At 64.3% G+C, this 16658-nt stretch carries 17 protein-coding genes; 8 read left to right on the top strand and 9 right to left on the bottom strand.

The annotated features are described in order from the left end of the window. The first annotated feature begins 148 nt into the window (after positions 1-148). Together BN1134_RS06770 and BN1134_RS20285 are read left to right on the top strand one after the other, a co-directional pair. Positions 149-751 carry a nitroreductase family protein gene (locus tag BN1134_RS06770; protein WP_042046144.1) on the top strand — a complete coding sequence of 201 codons (603 nt, stop codon included), beginning with the start codon at positions 149-151 and terminating at the stop codon, positions 749-751. Positions 752-885: 134 nt separating this feature from the next. Beyond that, on the top strand, positions 886-1131 hold the full coding sequence (locus tag BN1134_RS20285) for a putative hemolysin (RefSeq protein WP_042046143.1): 246 nt from the start codon (positions 886-888) through the stop codon (positions 1129-1131). Between the two features lie 66 nt (positions 1132-1197). Here the strand turns inward: BN1134_RS20285 and BN1134_RS06760 are convergent, their stop codons facing one another. From BN1134_RS06760 to bfd, 5 genes are all read right to left on the bottom strand, one after another. Beyond that, positions 1198-2358, bottom strand: coding sequence for a trans-sulfuration enzyme family protein (locus tag BN1134_RS06760; RefSeq protein WP_042046142.1), 1161 nt, complete (start codon positions 2356-2358; stop codon positions 1198-1200). A gap of 24 nt (positions 2359-2382) precedes the next feature. Continuing rightward, positions 2383-3381, bottom strand: coding sequence for an isopenicillin N synthase family dioxygenase (locus BN1134_RS06755; protein ID WP_042046141.1), 999 nt, complete (start codon positions 3379-3381; stop codon positions 2383-2385). 355 nt (positions 3382-3736) lie between these two features. Continuing rightward, entirely contained in the window at positions 3737-5851 is a 2115-nt protein-coding gene (locus BN1134_RS06750; RefSeq protein ID WP_042046140.1) for a DUF885 domain-containing protein, read from the bottom strand. 199 nt (positions 5852-6050) lie between these two features. Continuing rightward, the gene (bfr, locus tag BN1134_RS06745; protein WP_042046138.1) at positions 6051-6530 is read right to left on the bottom strand and encodes a bacterioferritin; all 480 of its coding nucleotides are present in this window, start codon (positions 6528-6530) and stop codon (positions 6051-6053) included. 57 nt (positions 6531-6587) lie between these two features. Beyond that, the gene (gene bfd, locus BN1134_RS06740) at positions 6588-6779 is read right to left on the bottom strand and encodes a bacterioferritin-associated ferredoxin (RefSeq protein ID WP_042046136.1); all 192 of its coding nucleotides are present in this window, start codon (positions 6777-6779) and stop codon (positions 6588-6590) included. A gap of 134 nt (positions 6780-6913) precedes the next feature. Here bfd and BN1134_RS06735 point away from each other — a divergent pair, with 134 nt between their 5' ends. From BN1134_RS06735 to efp, 6 genes are all read left to right on the top strand, one after another. Continuing rightward, positions 6914-7219, top strand: coding sequence for an HlyU family transcriptional regulator (locus BN1134_RS06735; protein WP_042046134.1), 306 nt, complete (start codon positions 6914-6916; stop codon positions 7217-7219). Beyond that, a complete protein-coding gene (locus BN1134_RS06730) occupies positions 7216-9222 on the top strand; it encodes a tRNA(Met) cytidine acetyltransferase TmcA (protein ID WP_042046132.1) in 2007 nt (668 codons plus the stop codon). Before BN1134_RS06735 ends, BN1134_RS06730 begins: the two co-directional genes overlap by 4 nt. Positions 9223-9396: 174 nt before the next feature. Continuing rightward, positions 9397-10389, top strand: coding sequence for a chemotaxis protein (locus BN1134_RS06725; RefSeq protein WP_042046131.1), 993 nt, complete (start codon positions 9397-9399; stop codon positions 10387-10389). A gap of 167 nt (positions 10390-10556) precedes the next feature. Beyond that, a complete protein-coding gene (locus BN1134_RS06720) occupies positions 10557-11600 on the top strand; it encodes a GMP reductase (protein ID WP_042046130.1) in 1044 nt (347 codons plus the stop codon). Positions 11601-11667: 67 nt separating this feature from the next. Further along, positions 11668-12798: an elongation factor P maturation arginine rhamnosyltransferase EarP gene (gene earP, locus BN1134_RS06715; RefSeq protein ID WP_042046128.1), complete on the top strand. Its 1131-nt coding sequence runs from the start codon at positions 11668-11670 to the stop codon at positions 12796-12798. A gap of 46 nt (positions 12799-12844) precedes the next feature. After that, positions 12845-13411, top strand: a complete 567-nt coding sequence (efp, locus tag BN1134_RS06710; protein WP_042046127.1) for an elongation factor P — start codon at positions 12845-12847, stop codon at positions 13409-13411. Between the two features lie 156 nt (positions 13412-13567). On the opposite strand, the gene BN1134_RS06705 is transcribed toward efp, so the two are convergent. From BN1134_RS06705 to BN1134_RS06690, 4 genes are all read right to left on the bottom strand, one after another. After that, complete coding sequence (locus BN1134_RS06705) at positions 13568-14239, bottom strand: methionine ABC transporter permease (RefSeq protein ID WP_042046126.1); 672 nt, start codon at positions 14237-14239, stop codon at positions 13568-13570. Then, positions 14224-15018 carry a methionine ABC transporter ATP-binding protein gene (locus BN1134_RS06700; RefSeq protein ID WP_084214736.1) on the bottom strand — a complete coding sequence of 265 codons (795 nt, stop codon included), beginning with the start codon at positions 15016-15018 and terminating at the stop codon, positions 14224-14226. The genes BN1134_RS06705 and BN1134_RS06700 overlap by 16 nt, the downstream gene beginning before the upstream one ends. Beyond that, positions 15015-15827 (bottom strand): MetQ/NlpA family ABC transporter substrate-binding protein, encoded by an 813-nt coding sequence (locus BN1134_RS06695; RefSeq protein ID WP_042046125.1) that lies wholly within the window; start codon positions 15825-15827, stop codon positions 15015-15017. Before BN1134_RS06695 ends, BN1134_RS06700 begins: the two co-directional genes overlap by 4 nt. A gap of 21 nt (positions 15828-15848) precedes the next feature. After that, positions 15849-16658: isopenicillin N synthase family dioxygenase (locus BN1134_RS06690; protein ID WP_042046124.1), on the bottom strand; the 810-nt coding region annotated here is incomplete at its 5' end.

Below are 16658 nucleotides of genomic sequence, written 5' to 3'. Positions count from 1 at the left end.
ATCAATGGAGGGACTTTTCCGACAACTCTTGTCGGTTATTGCTCCTTTCGGGTCTGACAGTGGTATGCCGGAGATCCCGGAAGGTGTAGTCTGAACGCCGTGCCGGCCCTTCGGCACTGCCCTCGCCACCAACTTGCAAGGAGTTGTCATGAGCAATGCGTTTATCGACCAGATCACTCATCGCCGTACCATCTATGCACTGGGTGATAAGGTCTCCCACACCCCGGAGCAGCTCACTGCGCTGATCCAGGAAGCCGTCCGCCAGAGCCCTTCCGCATTCAACTCCCAGAGCTCCCGCGTCGTCATTCTGTTTGGTGAGCACCACCACCAGCTGTGGGATATCGTCAAGGCCGAGCTCAAGAAGCTCGTACCGGCCGAGGCCTATGCGCAGAGTGAAAACAAGGTTAACGGCTGTTTCCGCGCCGGTTTTGCCACCGTTCTCTTCTTCGAAGATCAGGACGTCGTCAAGGATCTGCAGGCCAAGTTCGCCTCCTATGCAGACAACTTCCCGATTTGGAGTGAGCACTCCACCGGGATCGCCCAGTTCGCGGTCTGGACCGCCCTGGCTCAAGAGCAGCTCGGCGCCTCCTTGCAGCACTACAACCCCATCATCGACGAGGCGGTCCGCCAAGCGTGGAATCTGCCGGAAAGCTGGCGTCTGCGCGCCCAGATGCCGTTTGGCAGCATTGAGCAGCCGGCTGGCGAGAAACCCTTCATGGATGACGCCGCCCGTTTTCGCGTCTTCAAGTAATGCCCGCGCCCCACACCGGGGCCGGTCATGCCGCAACGGCCGCGCACCTGCGCGGCCGTTTGCTTCCCCTGCCTTGCCGCCCCTTCGCCATCGGCGTAGGGTAAACGTCGACGATCCCGCCCGAGGAGCCCCTCATGAAATACCTGTTGCCACTGCTGCCCTTGCTGCTCGCCGGATGCAGCAGCGCCCCGGATGAGGCAGGCAAGCCCACGCCCTCAGTGGGTATGGCCAATCCGGCCTCGGTCTACTGCTTCGATATCGGGGGCAAGCTGGAGCTGCGCGATGAACCGGCCGGCGTCACCGGCTACTGCCACCTCTCCGATGGCCGGGTGGTGGAGGAGTGGACCCTCTACCACGCCGAGCACGGCAGCCAGCAGTAACCCTGCAAGGCGGTCACCACAGAGCGGGAGCCCATGGGCTCCCGCTCTTCTTGCCGAGGTGTCGGCTCAATCGGCCAGGGCGGCCGCCAGATCGGCGATGAGATCGTCGGCATCCTCCACCCCGATGCTGAGGCGGATGAGATCGTCGCTGACGCCGGCCGCGCCACGGCTGGCCGCATCCATGGCGGCATGGGTGGTGCTGGCCGGGTGGCAGGCCAGACTCTCGAGATCGCCGAGGCTCACCGCCTGGGTGAACAGGCTCAGCCGATCGAGAAAGCGCGCCGCGCGGGCAAAGCCCCCCGCAAGCTCAATGCTCACCATGCCGCCAAAACCGCTCGCCACCGCGCCCAGCGTCTCGTGGCCGGGATGATCAGAAAGACCGGGGTAGATGACGCGCTGCACGGCCGGGTGCTCCGCGAGAAACGCCGCCACCTTGCCGGCATTGTGCAGATGGGCATCCATGCGCAGGGGCAGGGTCTTGACCCCGCGTTGCAGCAGGTAGGCCTCCTGCGGGCCGATGGGGGAGCCGATGTGCTTGAGCGCCACGGTGCGCACCCGGCTCATCAGGGCCGCGCCCCCCGCCACCACCCCGGCGATGATGTCGCCGTGGCCGCCCAGGTACTTGGTGCCGCTGTGCATCACCAGATCGACCCCCAGCTCGAGCGGTCGCAGCAGATAGGGTGTCAGGAAGGTGTTGTCACACACCGTGATGGCGCCAACCCGCCGGGCCGCCTCCACCACCAGCCGCGGATCGATCACCTTGAGGGTCGGGTTGGTGAGCGTCTCGAACAGCACCAGCTTGGTGCCGGGCTTGAGGTTGGCATGCAGATCCCGATCGCTCTCGTAACCGGTCACCGTGACCCCGGCGCGGCTGAAGGTCTGCTTGAGGAAGGCCTCGGTGCCGCCGTAGAGCGGGCCTATGTAGGCGATCTCATCCCCCTGACTGGTCAAGGCATAGAGAATGGCGCTCACCGCCGCCATGCCGCTCGCCACCACCAGCGCCTCGTCAGCCCCCTCCAGCGCGGCCAGTTTCAGCTCCAGCTCGGCGGTGGTCGGGTTGGCAAAACGGCTGTAGATGAAGCCCGGGTTCTGGCCACTGAAGCGGGCACGCCCCTCTTCGGCGGTGAAGTAGCTGAAGGTGCTGCTCTGGTAGAGCGGGGTGGTCAGTGCCCCGGTCTGGGGATCGAGGCGCTGACCGCTGTGTACGCTCATGGTCTTGAATTTCATGGTCTTCTCCGATGCCGGCCGGTGTCATGCGACCGCAGGTTGAGGGTAGTGGCGCGCGGCCACGTCCGGGTGGGAGCGCAGTCGGCCCTTGAGAACATTGTCGCCCACCTGGGTAAAGAGGGGGTTGGCCGGATCGCTCTGCGGCCCTTCGGCCAGGGCGGCCAGCTCGGCCGGCAGGGCCATCAGCGGCACCTCGGTATCGAGGCGGGCCGCCATGAAGACCGCGCAGGAGAGGCGATCGATGCCGGCCGCTGGGCTCACCACCCGGTGCAGGGTGGCGCGCAGGTAGCCGTCGGAGGCGAGCTCCAGCAGCTCGCCGATGTTGACGATGAGCGCCCCCGGCAGGGGCGGCACCGCCACCCACTGGCCGTTCATCTCCACTTCCAGCCCGCCCCGGCTGTCTTGCAGCAACAAGGTGAGATAGCCCGGGTCCTTGTGGGCACCGACCCCCTGGCGCTCGCCGCCGCTCACGCCGGGATAATGGATGAGCTTGGTGTGCAGATAGGGTTCGGGGGAGAGATTGTCATGAAACATATCCGGTGACTGGCCGAGCGCCTCGGCGAAGGCGGCCAGCAACTGGCTGCCGATCTGGCCCATGCGTGACTGCCAGCCAAGCAGGAGGGGACGCAGCTCGGGCAGGCGCTCCGGCCACTGATTGGGGCCGATGAGGCGCTGCCAGGGTAGCCGCACCTCGGCCAGGGCCTGGCCCTCGTTCATGATGTCGAACTGCTCGCGCTGATCCGGGCGACCACGGGTCAGCTCGGCACCAAAGCCGGTGTAACCGCGAAAGTGGGGGGAGTGAAGCATGGCCACCGCCCGTTTCTGCTCGGCCGGCAGGGCGAACAGACGCTCGCCAAGAGCCAGCGGCGCGGCCAGGGCCGCCGCCTCCAGGCCATGACCGGTCAGGTAGAAAAAGCCCACCTCGCGAGCGGTACGGCGCAGCAGCGCCAACTGTTCGGTGCGGGCCTGCGGGCTCCCGAGCAGGGCGCCCAGATCGATGATCGGCAGCGGTGCATGTTCCATCTCAATCTCCCCTTCGTCACGGGGCCACCCCCATGGATGAGGCGATATTACGATTCGAAATAAAAACAAATAAACAATAAAAAATTCTTAGTTATGCACCATTTCAGAATTGGATTTCGAATACACCCATTCACCCCGGCCATGGGGGCCTTGATCTCGACGTGGTTCCCTGCCCTTCAGAGGCCTCGTTGGCTCCCGGTGGGGGGTGCGCTGCCTCCGCCAAAAGGAAGCCCGCCACAAGGAGGCGGGGATAGCCCAGCTCGCCGCCGCATCGCCTCACTACTGACGGCGCGAACCGCCACCATGCACAAAAAAAGCGCCGGGGTCTCCCCCGGCGCCATGCAGGCCGCTCAGGCTACTGCTGCGAGGCAATCCACTGGGCGTTCTTCTGCTCCAGCACCGACATGGGCAACATGCCGTACTCCAGCACATGGTGGTGGAACGCCTTGAGATCGAAACCGCTGCCGAGGGCCTGCTCGGCGGCGGCGCGCATCTTGAGCAGCGTCAGCTGGCCCGCCTTGTAGGAGGTGGCCTGCCCGGTATAGGCCATGTAGCGCGGCACCTCGGAGCCGATATCGCCATCCCCCAGCGCCGAGTTCTCCTTCATGTACTGCACCGCCTGGTCGTGGCTCCAGCCATACCAGTGCAGGCCGGTGTCGACCACCAGCCGCATCGCCCGCAACATCTCCTCGTTGAGGCGGCCGAAGTATTGCAGCTGGTTGTTGAAGGCCGGCGAGCCCTCCACCTTGGGGTCGCCCTGGGTCGGATCATAGAGGCCGCGCCCTTGGTAGATCCCCATGTCGTGGTCGGCCAGGTACTCGGTGTAGAGCGCCCACCCTTCGGCATAGGCGGTGTAGTCAGAGTTGGCGATATAGGCAGGGAACTGCGGGTCCTTGGCGGCCAGCTCCTGGGCTATGGTGATCTGGAAGTGGTGGCCGGGGGCCCCCTCGTGGGAGAGCAGGGTGCTGATGTTCCAGCTCTGCAACCCATACGGGTAGAAGGTGTTGAGGAAGAACTGCCCCTTGCGCCCGCTCACCGGATCGCCGTTCTGGTACCAGGCCACCCCGCCATAGGGGGCATCCCCGTAGCCAACCGGCACTATCTCATAGTCCAGTCTGGGAATGGTCTTCTCGGCATCGAAGAGGTCGGGCAAGATCTGCGCCGCCTTGTTCTTGAAGGCGTGGTAGTCGGCCAGCGCCCGGTTATGCTCGGCCAGCGCCGCCTGCTGCGCCTCGTTCAACGCGCTCCCCGGACTCTCCGGATTGACCGATTCGCTCCACGCCTCATAGGGGTTTTGGTAGAAGAACTGGGGTTGGTTCAGGTAGCGGAAGAAGGCGTAGATCTCGCCGCTCTGCTTGGCCTCGGCCACCTCGCTGCTGGCACACTTGCCGACCGTGTGGCACACCCCTACCATGGCGGTGAAGATGCGATCCACCTCGCCCAGCCCGAGCTGGTGTACCTCTTCCGGCGTCATGGTGGTGGTGGTGTGTTTTTTCAGCAGCCAGCGATACCATGCGCGGCCATCGGCCATGCCGCAGAAACCGTCGTCGCATTCACCGCTGCCGATGCGCACCGCATATTCTCCCCCGTTGCGGTAGTCGAGGTAGTCGCGCAGGGCCACGTAGTGCTGGTTGATGGCATCCAGGGTCAGCTTGTACTCATCGCGCAAGGCGCTGTCGATGTCGCCCGGCATGGCGCTCCAACCGGCATAACTCCCCTCCAGCTGTTCCCCCTCCAGCTTGCTCGACAGCTGCTTGACCACCCGATCCACCAGCTCGTCCGGCAGGGTGTTGCCCCGTGCCGATCCTTGCTCAAACTGCTGCTTCACCTCCAGCAGATAGGCGTCATAAGCCTTGAGCCAGGCCAGGTGCTCCTGATACCAGGCGGTTGGCGTCTGCGCCTGACGGGCCAACGGGGCCGGTTGCGGCGTCGGTCGATCGTGACGGCCGAGATCCTGGCGCCAGGTGCGCTCGGTGATGGCCAGCAACTCAGGTGTGGCATCGCCAAAGTAGTCATAACCGGGGGCGACCCGCAGCGCGCCGCTGCGACCGGTAGCCGGGGCACTGCCGACCTCACCGGCCAGATCCGCCACTCGATTGCGGAAGTGGTGGATCGGGATCTGCGACTGGGGCAGCGCCGTCCCTTCCGCATCTAGCGTCAGATCCCAGTGGATCATGTCGTAAAAGAGGCGATCCCGCTGCGCCAGTACGCTCGGGTCCAGCGCATCGAGGCGTGCCAGCAGGGCGCGATCCAGCTCACCACGGGCGGCGATGGACTCAGCGTCGATAGCAAAGCCGTAAGGATCCAGCCGGCTGGAGCCGGCCAGCGCATCGCTCATCACCGTCATCAGTGCGGCGCGAGTGGCGACAGGATCCACCTTGGGAGGAGAGGAGTCATTGCTGCTGTTACATGCAGAAAGAACCAGTGCGATGGCGCAGGCCTGCGCCACCTTATGGTGTGATTGTGCCATTGTTTGCATCCTTGTTGCTGTTATTGTATCGCCTGAAGGCGGAGCCAATATGCCCTCCTGGCCGCTCCGATTTTGTGAGCCCACAGGCAAAAAATCACCCTATTTTTCAATGCGTTTCTTTACTGAAAAGGTATGCAGCTGAAATGCAAAGAGCCCGTGACTCACGGGCTCTTTGGTTGATATTTATTCAAGTTAAATCTTAGGAACTCTCCGCATGCAGCTGGGACTGCTGATAGTTCTCCAGACCGATGCGATCGATGAGATCGAGCTGGGTCTCGAGCCAGTCGACATGCTCCTCTTCATCTTCGAGGATCTCCCGCAGCAGATCCCGGCTGATGTAGTCCTGGATCGACTCGGCATAGTGGATCCCAGCCTTGAGATCCGGAATCGCCGCCAGCTCGAGTTCAAGATCGCAGCGCAGCATCTCCTCGACATTCTCGCCGATACACAGCTTGCCGAGATCCTGCAGATTCGGCAGCCCCTCGAGAAACAGGATCCGCTTAACCAGCTCGTCGGCGTGCTTCATCTCGTCGATCGACTCGTGGTACTCCTTGTGACCAAGGCGCTTGAGCCCCCAGTCATCGAACATGCGGGCGTGCAGGAAATACTGGTTGATGGCGATCAGCTCGTTGCCAAGCGCCTTGTTGAGGTGAGTAATGATCTTGGTGTCGCCTTTCATGGATAACCCTCCCTGTCCATCCGACAAAGGATAGACAAGAAAGATGACCGCAGCGGATCAGGCGACTTCGTAATAGCGCGGCTGCTGGTCGAGTTCGCTGCGGATGATCTCTTGGGTCATGCGCACACACTTGCCGCACTGGGAGCCGACCTCGAGCGCCTGCTTCAACTGGCGAAAATCATCCTTACCCGACTGAACGGCCTGGCGGATCTGGGTATCGGTGATGCCACGGCAAAGGCAGACGTACATGCTGGATGACCTCAATGGGGATGGAACAGCAAAAATGTAAATGAGAATGGTTCGCCACTCAAATAACGTTTAGGCATAAGTTGCTTGTCTCCCCCCTTCCCCTTGGGGAGAATGCGCTCAACACGGAGGATCCCATGCTGAAGAAACTGTTCACCGCCTTGTTCGGCTCCACAGCCAGCCCCCAAGCCCCGCAGGTAACCCCGACCGAGTATCAGGGCTACCTCATCTATCCCGAGCCGATGGCCGAGGGGGGGCAGTTCCGCCTGGCTGGCCGCATCACCCGCGAGATCGAAGGTGAACTCAAGGAGCACCGCTTCATCCGCTCCGATCTCTTCGTCAACCCGAACGATGCCCGCGACTTCATGCTGCGCAAGGCGCAGACCTTTATCGACCAGACCGGGGACAAGATGTTCGAGCCGCGCCCGGGTCGCGGTGCATGACCCTGCGCCAGCAGCTGCGCCAGAGTGGTGAACGCCGCCTCGTCTGGCTCGAGGGGGATGAGCCGGAGTGCATCGCCCGCGCCGAATCGTGGTTGTGGGGCGAGATCTTCTGGCTGGGGGAAGGGCCTGCCTGCCATGGGCCGCTGCCGGCGGCCAAGGCGCTGCGCCGCCTCGGCCAGGAGTGCGACACCCTGGTGTTCAACGCCTTCAGCGGCTTTCATCCCGATGCCTTCGGCGCACTGGCTGGCACACTGCGCGCAGGCGGCCTGCTGATCCTGCTCTCGCCGTCACGGGAGCGCTGGCCGGCCTTTGCCGATCCGGATCGATTGCGTCTCGTGGCCGATCCGGTCGATCTGCCGCGCTGCGGTCACGGCTTTGTGCAGCGGCTTGCTGCATTGCTGCCGGGGGATCCGGCCCTGGATCTGCAACCTGCGCCGGCCGGCGATCCTTGGTTGCCGCTTGGCGATCAACACCGCTATACGGCGGATCAGGCGGCCGCCATCGCGGCGATCCGCCAGGTGCTGCGCGGCCACCGCAAGCGACCGCTGGTCTTGAGCGCCGACCGCGGCAGAGGCAAGAGCAGTGCATTGGGGCTGGCGGCACGGGCGCTGCTGGATGAGGATCCGTCGCTGCGGATCGGGGTGACGGCCCCCGCGCGCGCCACGGTGGATCCGCTCTTTGCCCACGCCAAGGCGGACCCGCGCATATCATTCTTCAGCCCGGATCACCTGCTCGACGAGCCCCGCGAGCTGGATCTGCTGCTGGTGGATGAGGCCGCCGCCATCCCCGCCGCCCTGCTAGAGGGGCTGCTCGGCCACTACCACCGCATCGTCTTTGCCACCACAGAGCATGGATATGAAGGCACCGGTCGCGGCTTTCACCTGCGCTTCAAGCGCACCCTGGAGCGGCGCACCCCGGGCTGGCGCGAGCTGCACATGGACGACCCCGTGCGCTGGAGCCGGCGCGATCCGCTAGAGCCCCTGGTGCACCGCCTGCTGGCGCTCGACGCCACCCCAGCCGAGCCGACCCTGAGCGCGGCCCCAGCGTGGCGCCGCCTCAGTGCCGCGGCGCTGGCCGGTGACGAGCCCCTGCTCAACCAGGTATTCGGCCTGCTGGTGCTGGCCCACTACCAAACCAAGCCGAGCGACCTGCGCACCCTGCTGGAAGCGCCGGATCTCGACATCCACCTGCTCGAGTCGGGCTGCAGCCTGCTAGGTGTGGCCCTGGTGGCCCATGAGGGACCCATCGAGGGGGAGCTGGCCCAGGCCATCTGGGCCGGCCGACGCCGGCCGCGTGGCCAGCTGCTGCCCCAATCGCTGCTCGCCCACGCCGGCTTCAAAAGCGCCGGCGAGCGCCGCTATGCGCGCATCATGCGCATCGCCATCCACCCCGTGCTGCACCGCCGCGGCCTGGGCCATACCCTGCTTGGAGCCCTGAGCACCCATTACCACGCCGAGGGATTTGACTACCTCGGCAGCGCCTTCTCGGCCGGTGAGGATCTGCTGCCGTTCTGGCGCGCCGCCGGCTTCTCGGCCGTGCGCATCGGCTTACAGCGGGACGCCGCGAGCGGCAGCCACGCGGTATTGATGCTGAGCCCGCTGCGGGAAGGGGTGTCCGCTGAGCTGAGCGAATGGCAGCGCCGCTTCCTGCTCACCCTGCCGGCCCTGCTGGCCGGCGAGCTGCGCGCCATGGCGCCAAGTCAGCTCGCCTGGTGCCTGCCCGAGCACGTTAACGTGCCCCCCCTCGAGCCATGGGAGTGCGATGAACTGACCTGCTTTGCCCACCACCACAAACCCTTCGAGCTGTGTCAGGAAGCGCTACGGCGCTGGCTGCTCATCCACGCCGATGAGCTGCATCGCTGGCCACCGGAGCAGCAGGCACTGCTGATCGGCGCCATCTGGCAATACACCCCGTGGGAGACCCTGGCCCGGCGCCACCGCCTCGCCGGCAAGCCGGCTCTGCTGAACCGGCTGCGCCAGATCGTCGCGGCGAGACTGGCTTGAATCCATCCCTTTAACTCTGCTATCACATTGTTAAAAAAGCCTTTTTCTGACCCGAATCACAACTTGTCGATACTCCGCTGGTCGAATCCCATTCGCTGCCGATAATCCGGTAAGTAGCGAAGCGACCGTCCACTGCGGCCGTGTAGTCAAGGATATGGTTGTTAGGGAGTCAGCATGAGTGAGAAAGGGAGCGGGATGCAGAGTGCGATCCTGACCGAAAGCGGCACCAACGAACTCGAGATCATCGAGTTCCACCTTCACAAACAGATGCCGGATGGCAGCAGCAAGACCGCCTACTACGGCATCAACGTCGCCAAGGTGCGCGAGGTGATCCGGGTGCCGGAGACCACCGATTACCCCAATGCCCAGCCCCACATGGTGGGGGTCTTCTCCTTGCGCGATCGCCTGATCCCCATGGTGGATCTGGCCGGCTGGCTGCGGGTCAAGACCCGGCCGGATCAAGCTGGCAAGGTGGTGATCGTCACCGACTTCAACAACATGGCCAATGGCTTTCTGGTCGACAGCGTGAGCCGGATCCACCGGGTATCGTGGGAGGACGTGGAGTCCCCCAGCCAGTTTCTGGAGGCCGGTGAGAACGACTGCGTGGTGGCGGTGGTGCGCCGTGACGGCAACATCATCATGATCCTCGACTTCGAGAAGATCGTCGCCACCATCAACCCCGAACTCAGCATGGAGAAGTACGACGTCACCCAGGATCGCCGGGTCGCCTTCAACGACCGCATCGTGGCCCAGCGCGAGTCCAGAACCATACTGGTGGTCGATGACTCGGCCTTCATCCGCAAGCTGATCGAAAACACCCTGAGCACCGCCGGCTATCACGTCATCACCGCCAAGGACGGGGGCGACGCCCTGGAGATGCTGACCGACATCGAAGAGCATTCGCGGGCCGAGAACCTGCCGGTCAACACCTTCCTCAACGCCCTGGTGAGCGACGTGGAGATGCCGCGCATGGATGGCATGCACCTGCTCAAGCGCCTGCGCGACAACCCGGTCTTCACCGCGCTGCCGATCGTGATGTTCTCGTCGCTGATGAGCGATGATAACCGCGCCAAGGCGCTGCAACTGGGGGCCAATGACACCATCACCAAGCCCGAACTGGGGCGCATGGTGGGGATGATCGACAAGATGGTGGGAATAGCCGAATGAAACCCTGAGTGAATTCAGGTTATTAGAGCGACGATACCATATCCAGCGTTGCATTATCAGTCTTGCCGGGCGCGGTTTTCTGGCTAGACTGTGGTAAACCGGAGGCCATGAAAAACCGCCGGTTTTTTTGTGCCTGCCAACTACCTAACAGTTGAAAGGACCCCGCCATGCGTATCGAAGAAGACCTGAAGCTCGGTTTCAAGGACGTTCTGTTCCGCCCCAAGCGCTCCACCCTTAAGAGCCGTTCCCAGGTCAATCTGACCCGCCAGTTCACCTTCAAGCACTCCGGCACCCAGTGGCAGGGGGTGCCCGTGATCGCCGCCAACATGGACACGGTCGGCAGCTTCGCCATGGCTCGCGCCCTGGCCGGTTTCGAGATGTTGACCGCGGTGCACAAGCACTACAGCCTGGAGCAGTGGCAGCAGTTCGTGGCCCACAGCGACGAGTCGGTGCTGCGCCACGTCATGGTCTCGACCGGCACCTCTGAGGGAGACTTCGCCAAAACCCGCGAAATCCTGGCCCTCTCCCCGGCGCTGCGCTTTATCTGCATCGACGTGGCCAACGGCTATGCCGAGCCCTTCGTCGCCTTCGTGCGCAAGATGCGCGAGGCCTGCCCTAACCACGTCATCGTGGCCGGCAACGTGGTGACCGGCGAGATGGTCGAGGAGCTGATCCTGGAGGGGGCCGACATCGTCAAGGTGGGCATAGGCCCCGGCTCGGTCTGCACCACTCGGGTCAAGACCGGGGTCGGCTACCCACAGCTCTCCGCCATCATAGAGTGCGCCGACGCAGCCCACGGCCTCGGCGGCCAGATCATCGGTGACGGTGGCTGCACCTGCCCGGGTGACGTGGCCAAGGCCTTCGGTGGCGGCGCCGACTTCGTGATGCTGGGGGGCATGCTGGCCGCCCACGAGGAGTGCGGCGGCGAGCTGGTCGAGGTGGAGGGCGCCCCCTTCATGAAGTTCTACGGCATGAGCTCGTCGAGCGCGATGGACAAGCATGCCGGCGGCGTCGCCGGCTACCGCGCCTCCGAGGGCAAGACAGTGCTGCTCCCCTACCGCGGCCCGGTCGAGAACACGGTGCGCGACATCCTGGGCGGGGTGCGCTCCACCTGCACCTATGTGGGGGCGGCCCAGCTCAAGGAGCTGACCAAGCGCACTACCTTCATCCGGGTGCGCGAGCAAGAGAACAACGTCTACGGCAAGGAGTAACCCCGTAGAGTGGCCCTGACCGGCGTGCTACCCTGCACGCCGGTTTTTTTATTGCCCGGGAGAGCCCATGCCCTTTGCCTTCGACATCTTCTGTACCGTGGTCGACAACTTCGGCGACATCGGCGTCACCTGGCGGCTGGCGCGCCAGCTGCACGACGAGGGGCATGGCCCGGTGCGCCTGTGGGTCGACGATCTGGCGAGTTTTTCCCGCATCTGCCCGGCCATCGATCCGGCGCGCGAGACCCAGTGCGAGCAGGGGATCACCATCCAGCACTGGCACGCCGATGCCGATCGCGAGCCGGCCCGCGTGGTCATCGAGGCATTCGCCTGCGAGCTGCCCGCCCCCTACAAGGCGCGCATGCAGGCCATGAGCCCCCCGCCGGCCTGGATCAACCTCGAGTACCTCTCGGCCGAGGCCTGGGTCGAGGGGTGCCATGCCCTCCCCTCACCCCAGGGGCGGCTCAACAAATACTTCTTCTTTCCGGGCTTTACCGAGCGCACGGGGGGCCTGCTCTGCGAGCGGGATCTGCTGGCGCAGCGCGCTGCCTGGCAGGCGGATCAGGCGGGCCTTGCCGCCTACTGGGCGAGCCTGGGTCTTGCGCCCCCCGCGCCGGGCGAGCTGCGCATCAGCCTGTTTGCCTACGAGAGCGCGGCCGTGCCGTCACTGATCGACGCATGGCGGCAAGGCCCGCACCAGGTCACCCTGCTGGTGCCGGTCGGACGCGCCCTGCCCCAGGTGCTGGCCGCACTCGGGGTCGAGGCGGCCCAACCGGGCGCTCGCGTCCAGGATGGGGCGCTCACGGTCGCCATACTGCCGATGACCGATCAGGCCGGCTACGATCGCCTGCTCTGGTCGTGCGATCTCAATATCGTGCGCGGCGAAGACTCCTTCGTGCGCGCCCAGTGGGCCGCCCGCCCCTTTCTCTGGCACATCTACCCGCAGGAGGAGGATTACCACCTGGTCAAGCTGGAGGCCTTCCTCGCGCGCTATCTGGCTCCGCTGCCGGCGCCCCAGGCCAGCTGGGTGCAGGGCATGATGCTGGCTCTCAACCAGGGGGAATCGTGCAAGGATCTCTGGCAAAAATGGGAGCAATACCGGGAAATCTGGGGCGAACATGCCGCACAATGGCCCCGAGACCTGATCGCCGGCGGCGATCTCGTCACTCGGTTAGTGAAATTTTTGGAAACGAAGATATAATCTGGCAGTTTTTATCCGTCCGTTTCACGAACAGGAAATTTTTTACATGAAAACCGCACAGGAAATCCGCGCTGGTAACGTGGTCATGGTCGGCACCGAGCCCATGGTGGTTCAGAAGACCGAGTTCAACAAATCCGGCCGTAACGCCGCCGTGGTTAAGATGAAGCTGAAGGGTCTGCTGACCGGCAGCGCCGCCGAGCCCGTCTTCAAGGCTGACGAGAAGATGGAAGTGGTCATGCTGGAGCGCAAGGAGTGCACCTACTCCTACTTCGCCGATCCCATGTATGTCTTCATGGACACCGACTACAACCAGTACGACGTGGAGAAGGACAACCTGGGCGACGTGCTGAACTACCTGGTAGACGGCATGGAAGACCCCTGCGAAGTGACCTTCTACAACGAGAAGGCCATCTCCGTCGAACTGCCGACCACCATCGTACGTGAAGTCGAGTACACCGAGCCGGCCGCCCGTGGCGACACCTCCGGCAAGGTCACCAAGCCGGCCCGTCTGGTTGGTACCGGCTTCGAGCTGTCTGTTGCCGCCTTCGTGGAAATCGGTGACAAGATCGAAATCGACACCCGTACCGGTGAGTTCAAGCGTCGCATCTCCTGATGCGGGTTTGACCCCAGTCGATAAAAAAGCGAGCCACCGGCTCGCTTTTTTGTTGCCCGTAGAGCACCACGGCTTGCACATATCCTCCGGCAGGCGAAAACAGGATGTCACGCCTCATCGGTGCCCATGGGATCCGATGATAGTGGCACGCCCCGGTTAACGGCGATGGGCCAGGGCCCGAACCAGCCGATCCCCTGTGCCCTGCACCAGTTGCACCAGCAGCAGTAACACCAGCACAGTCCCCACCATCACCTGATCGTTGAAGCGCTGATAGCCGTAGCGGATCGCCAGATCCCCGAGCCCGCCACCGCCAATGACTCCCGCCATGGAGGAGAAGCCGATCAGCATCACCACCGTCAGGGTCAGCCCGGCCAGCAAGGCTGGCAGCGCCTCCGGCAACAGCGCCTTGGTCACCACGTGCCAACCATTGCCCCCCATGGCGAGCACCGCCTCGATGCGCCCTCTGTCCACCTCATCGAGGGCACTCTCGACCACCCTGGCGAAGAAGGGGAAGGCGCCAAGAGTGATGGGCACGATGGCGGCGGTGCTGCCGAGGGTTGTCCCCACCACCCATCGGGTCAGCGGGATGAGGGCGATCAACAGCACCACAAAGGGGAGCGAACGCCCCATGTTGATGACCAGCCCCAGCACGGCATTGAGCCGTGGCAGCGGCCACACACCGCCGACGCGGGTCACCACCAGCAGCACCCCGGTTGGGAGTCCCAGCAGCAGGGTGAAGAGGGCCGCCATCCCGACCATGTAGAGGGTTTCAAGGGAAGCCTGATACATCAGATCGAACCAGGCCTCCCAGCTCAGGCGACTCTGCATAGACGCCCCCCTTCAGCCACCCCGTGACGGCGCAAGAAAGCCTGCTGGAGCTCGGGATCCGGCAACAGGGCCCGTCGCATTCGGGAGTCCGGATTGGCCAGCAGGGTACGCAACGCCCCGCTCTCGACCAGCAGCCCCCGCTCAAGCAGTGCCGCGTGGTCGCAGATGGCCTTGACCACCTCCAGCTCGTGGGTGATGAGCACTATAGTCAGCCCGAGGCGACGGTTGATGTCCGCCAGCAGCGCCAGCACCGCGCTGGTGGTCTCCGGATCTAGGGCACTGGTCGCCTCGTCGCACAACAGGTGACGCGGGTTGCCAGCCAGGGCGCGGGCAATGCCGACCCGCTGCTTCTGGCCGCCCGAGAGCTGGGAGGGAAAGGCGTGGCGATGCTCGCCAAGCCCCACCAGCTCGAGCAACTCGCTCACCCGCCTCTCCCGCTCCCGGCGCGCCACCCCGGCTATCTCCAGCGGCACCGCCACGTTGTCCGCCACGTTACGGGCATGCAACAGGTTGAAATGCTGAAAGATCATGCCGGTGGCCTGGCGGTGGCGGCGCAGTGCCGCCCCCTCCAGCCGGGTGATGTCGCTCCCATCGACCAGGATGCGACCGCTGCTTGGCCGCTCGAGCAGGTTGAGGCAGCGAATGAGCGTGCTCTTACCGGCGCCGCTGCGCCCGAGGATGCCATAAATGGCCCCATCCGGGATGAGCAGCGACACCCCATCAAGCGCCGGCTGAGCCTGCCCTGGATAGCGCTTGCCGAGCCCCTCCAGCGCGATCATGACGACTGCCCCGCCACCGGGATCACCGATCCCTTGTAACTCTTGCGGATGAAGTCGGCGATCGCCTTGGACTCCAGATCCCGCGCCAACTGGCGGATACGGGGATCATCCTTGAGGGCTGGCGTGGTCACCAGGATATTGGCATAGGGGTTGTGCTCGGCGCTCTCCAGCCCGAGCGCATCGCGGGCCGGCTCCAGCCCCGCCTCCAGGGCGTAGTTACCGTTGATCACCGCCAGATCCACATCATCGAGCGAACGCGGCAGTTGCGGCGCCTCGATCTCAAGGATCTTGAGCCCCTTGGGATTGCTGGCAATATCCTGCACCGTCGCCAGATCGCGCGCCGGATCCTGATAGCCCGCCTTGAGGGTGATGAGCCCCTTGCTCTGCAACAGATAGAGCGCCCGGCTCAGGTTGGTGACGTTGTTGGGCAGGGCGATCACCGCCTTGGCCGGCACTTGGTCGAGGTGCTTGAACTTTTTCGAGTAGATGCCGAGCGGCTCCACATGCACGGTCGCGGCCACCACGAACTCGGTGCCAAGCGCCTTCTCCTGATCCTTGAGGTAGGGAACATGCTGGAAGTAGTTGGCATCCACGTCCCCCGCCACCAGCAACTCATTGGCATTGATACCGCCGCTCAGCTCGATCACGTGCAGATCCAGCGCGGGATCTTGGCGTTTCACCTCACCGAGGATCTCGGCATGGGGCAGCGGATCGGCGGCAACCCGCAGCGCCTGCGCGGCTTGGGAAGAGAAGGCAAAACCGAGGGCCAGCGCCACGCCGGCGAAGGAAAACAGTCCATTCTTTTTCATCGTGTGCTCCTTGCAGTGCAATCAGTAGGTGTCGCCGACCGCCAGCGCCTGCGGCGCCGGCAGCAGATCGGCATAGTGGCGCTGTGCCACGTCAGGATGAGAGCGCAGCCGCCCCTTGAGGTAGTTCCATCCCACCTCCCGCAGCAGCGGGTTGAGCGGATCGGTGGCCGCCCCCCTGGCCTCTCTGGCCAGCGCCTCGGGCAGGGGATAGACAGGCACCACGGCATCCAGCTGAGCGCCGAGGAAAAAGGCGATGGAGAGGCGATCATGCCCTACCGCAGGCGGCACCACCCGGTGCACCGTGGCACGCAGGTAGCCGTTGCTGGCCAACTCCAGCAGCTCCCCTATGTTGACCACAAAGGTGCCAGGGCGCGGCGGCGCGTCAATCCAGTGATCCGGCACCACCTCGACCTGAAGGCCAGGCTGGCTATCTTGCAGCAGGAAGCTCAGAAATCCGGAGTCCTTGTGCGGCCCGACCCCCTGGGTGGCACCGTGCTCACCCGGGTAGCGAATCAGCTTGATGTGCTCATTGGGTTGCTCTCCGTGCAGGGCATCGAAGGCAGCGGGCGGCAGTTCAAGCACCTCGGCGAAGGCGCCAAGCAGGGTGCGCGACATCCGGGTCATGGCCTGCTGCCAGGCCAGCAGCACGGGTCTAAGTTCTGGCAGCGCGGCAGGCCACTGATTCGGCCCCTGCAACCGTCCCCAGGGGGGCGAGTCGACAGTCAGCGTCAGGGCGCGGCGCTCGGCACCGATGTCGAACTGCTCGCGCCAGTCGGGCTGGCCACGGGTCAGCTCGGCGCCCGGCCGGTTATAACCGCGAAAGTGGGGGGA

It is taken from the genome of Aeromonas simiae (assembly GCF_000820125.1).
GTDB classification, from domain to species: Bacteria; Pseudomonadota; Gammaproteobacteria; order Enterobacterales; family Aeromonadaceae; genus Aeromonas; species Aeromonas simiae.
Note: the sequence above shows the minus strand (reverse complement) of the source record. Positions and strands in the feature narration are given on the sequence as shown.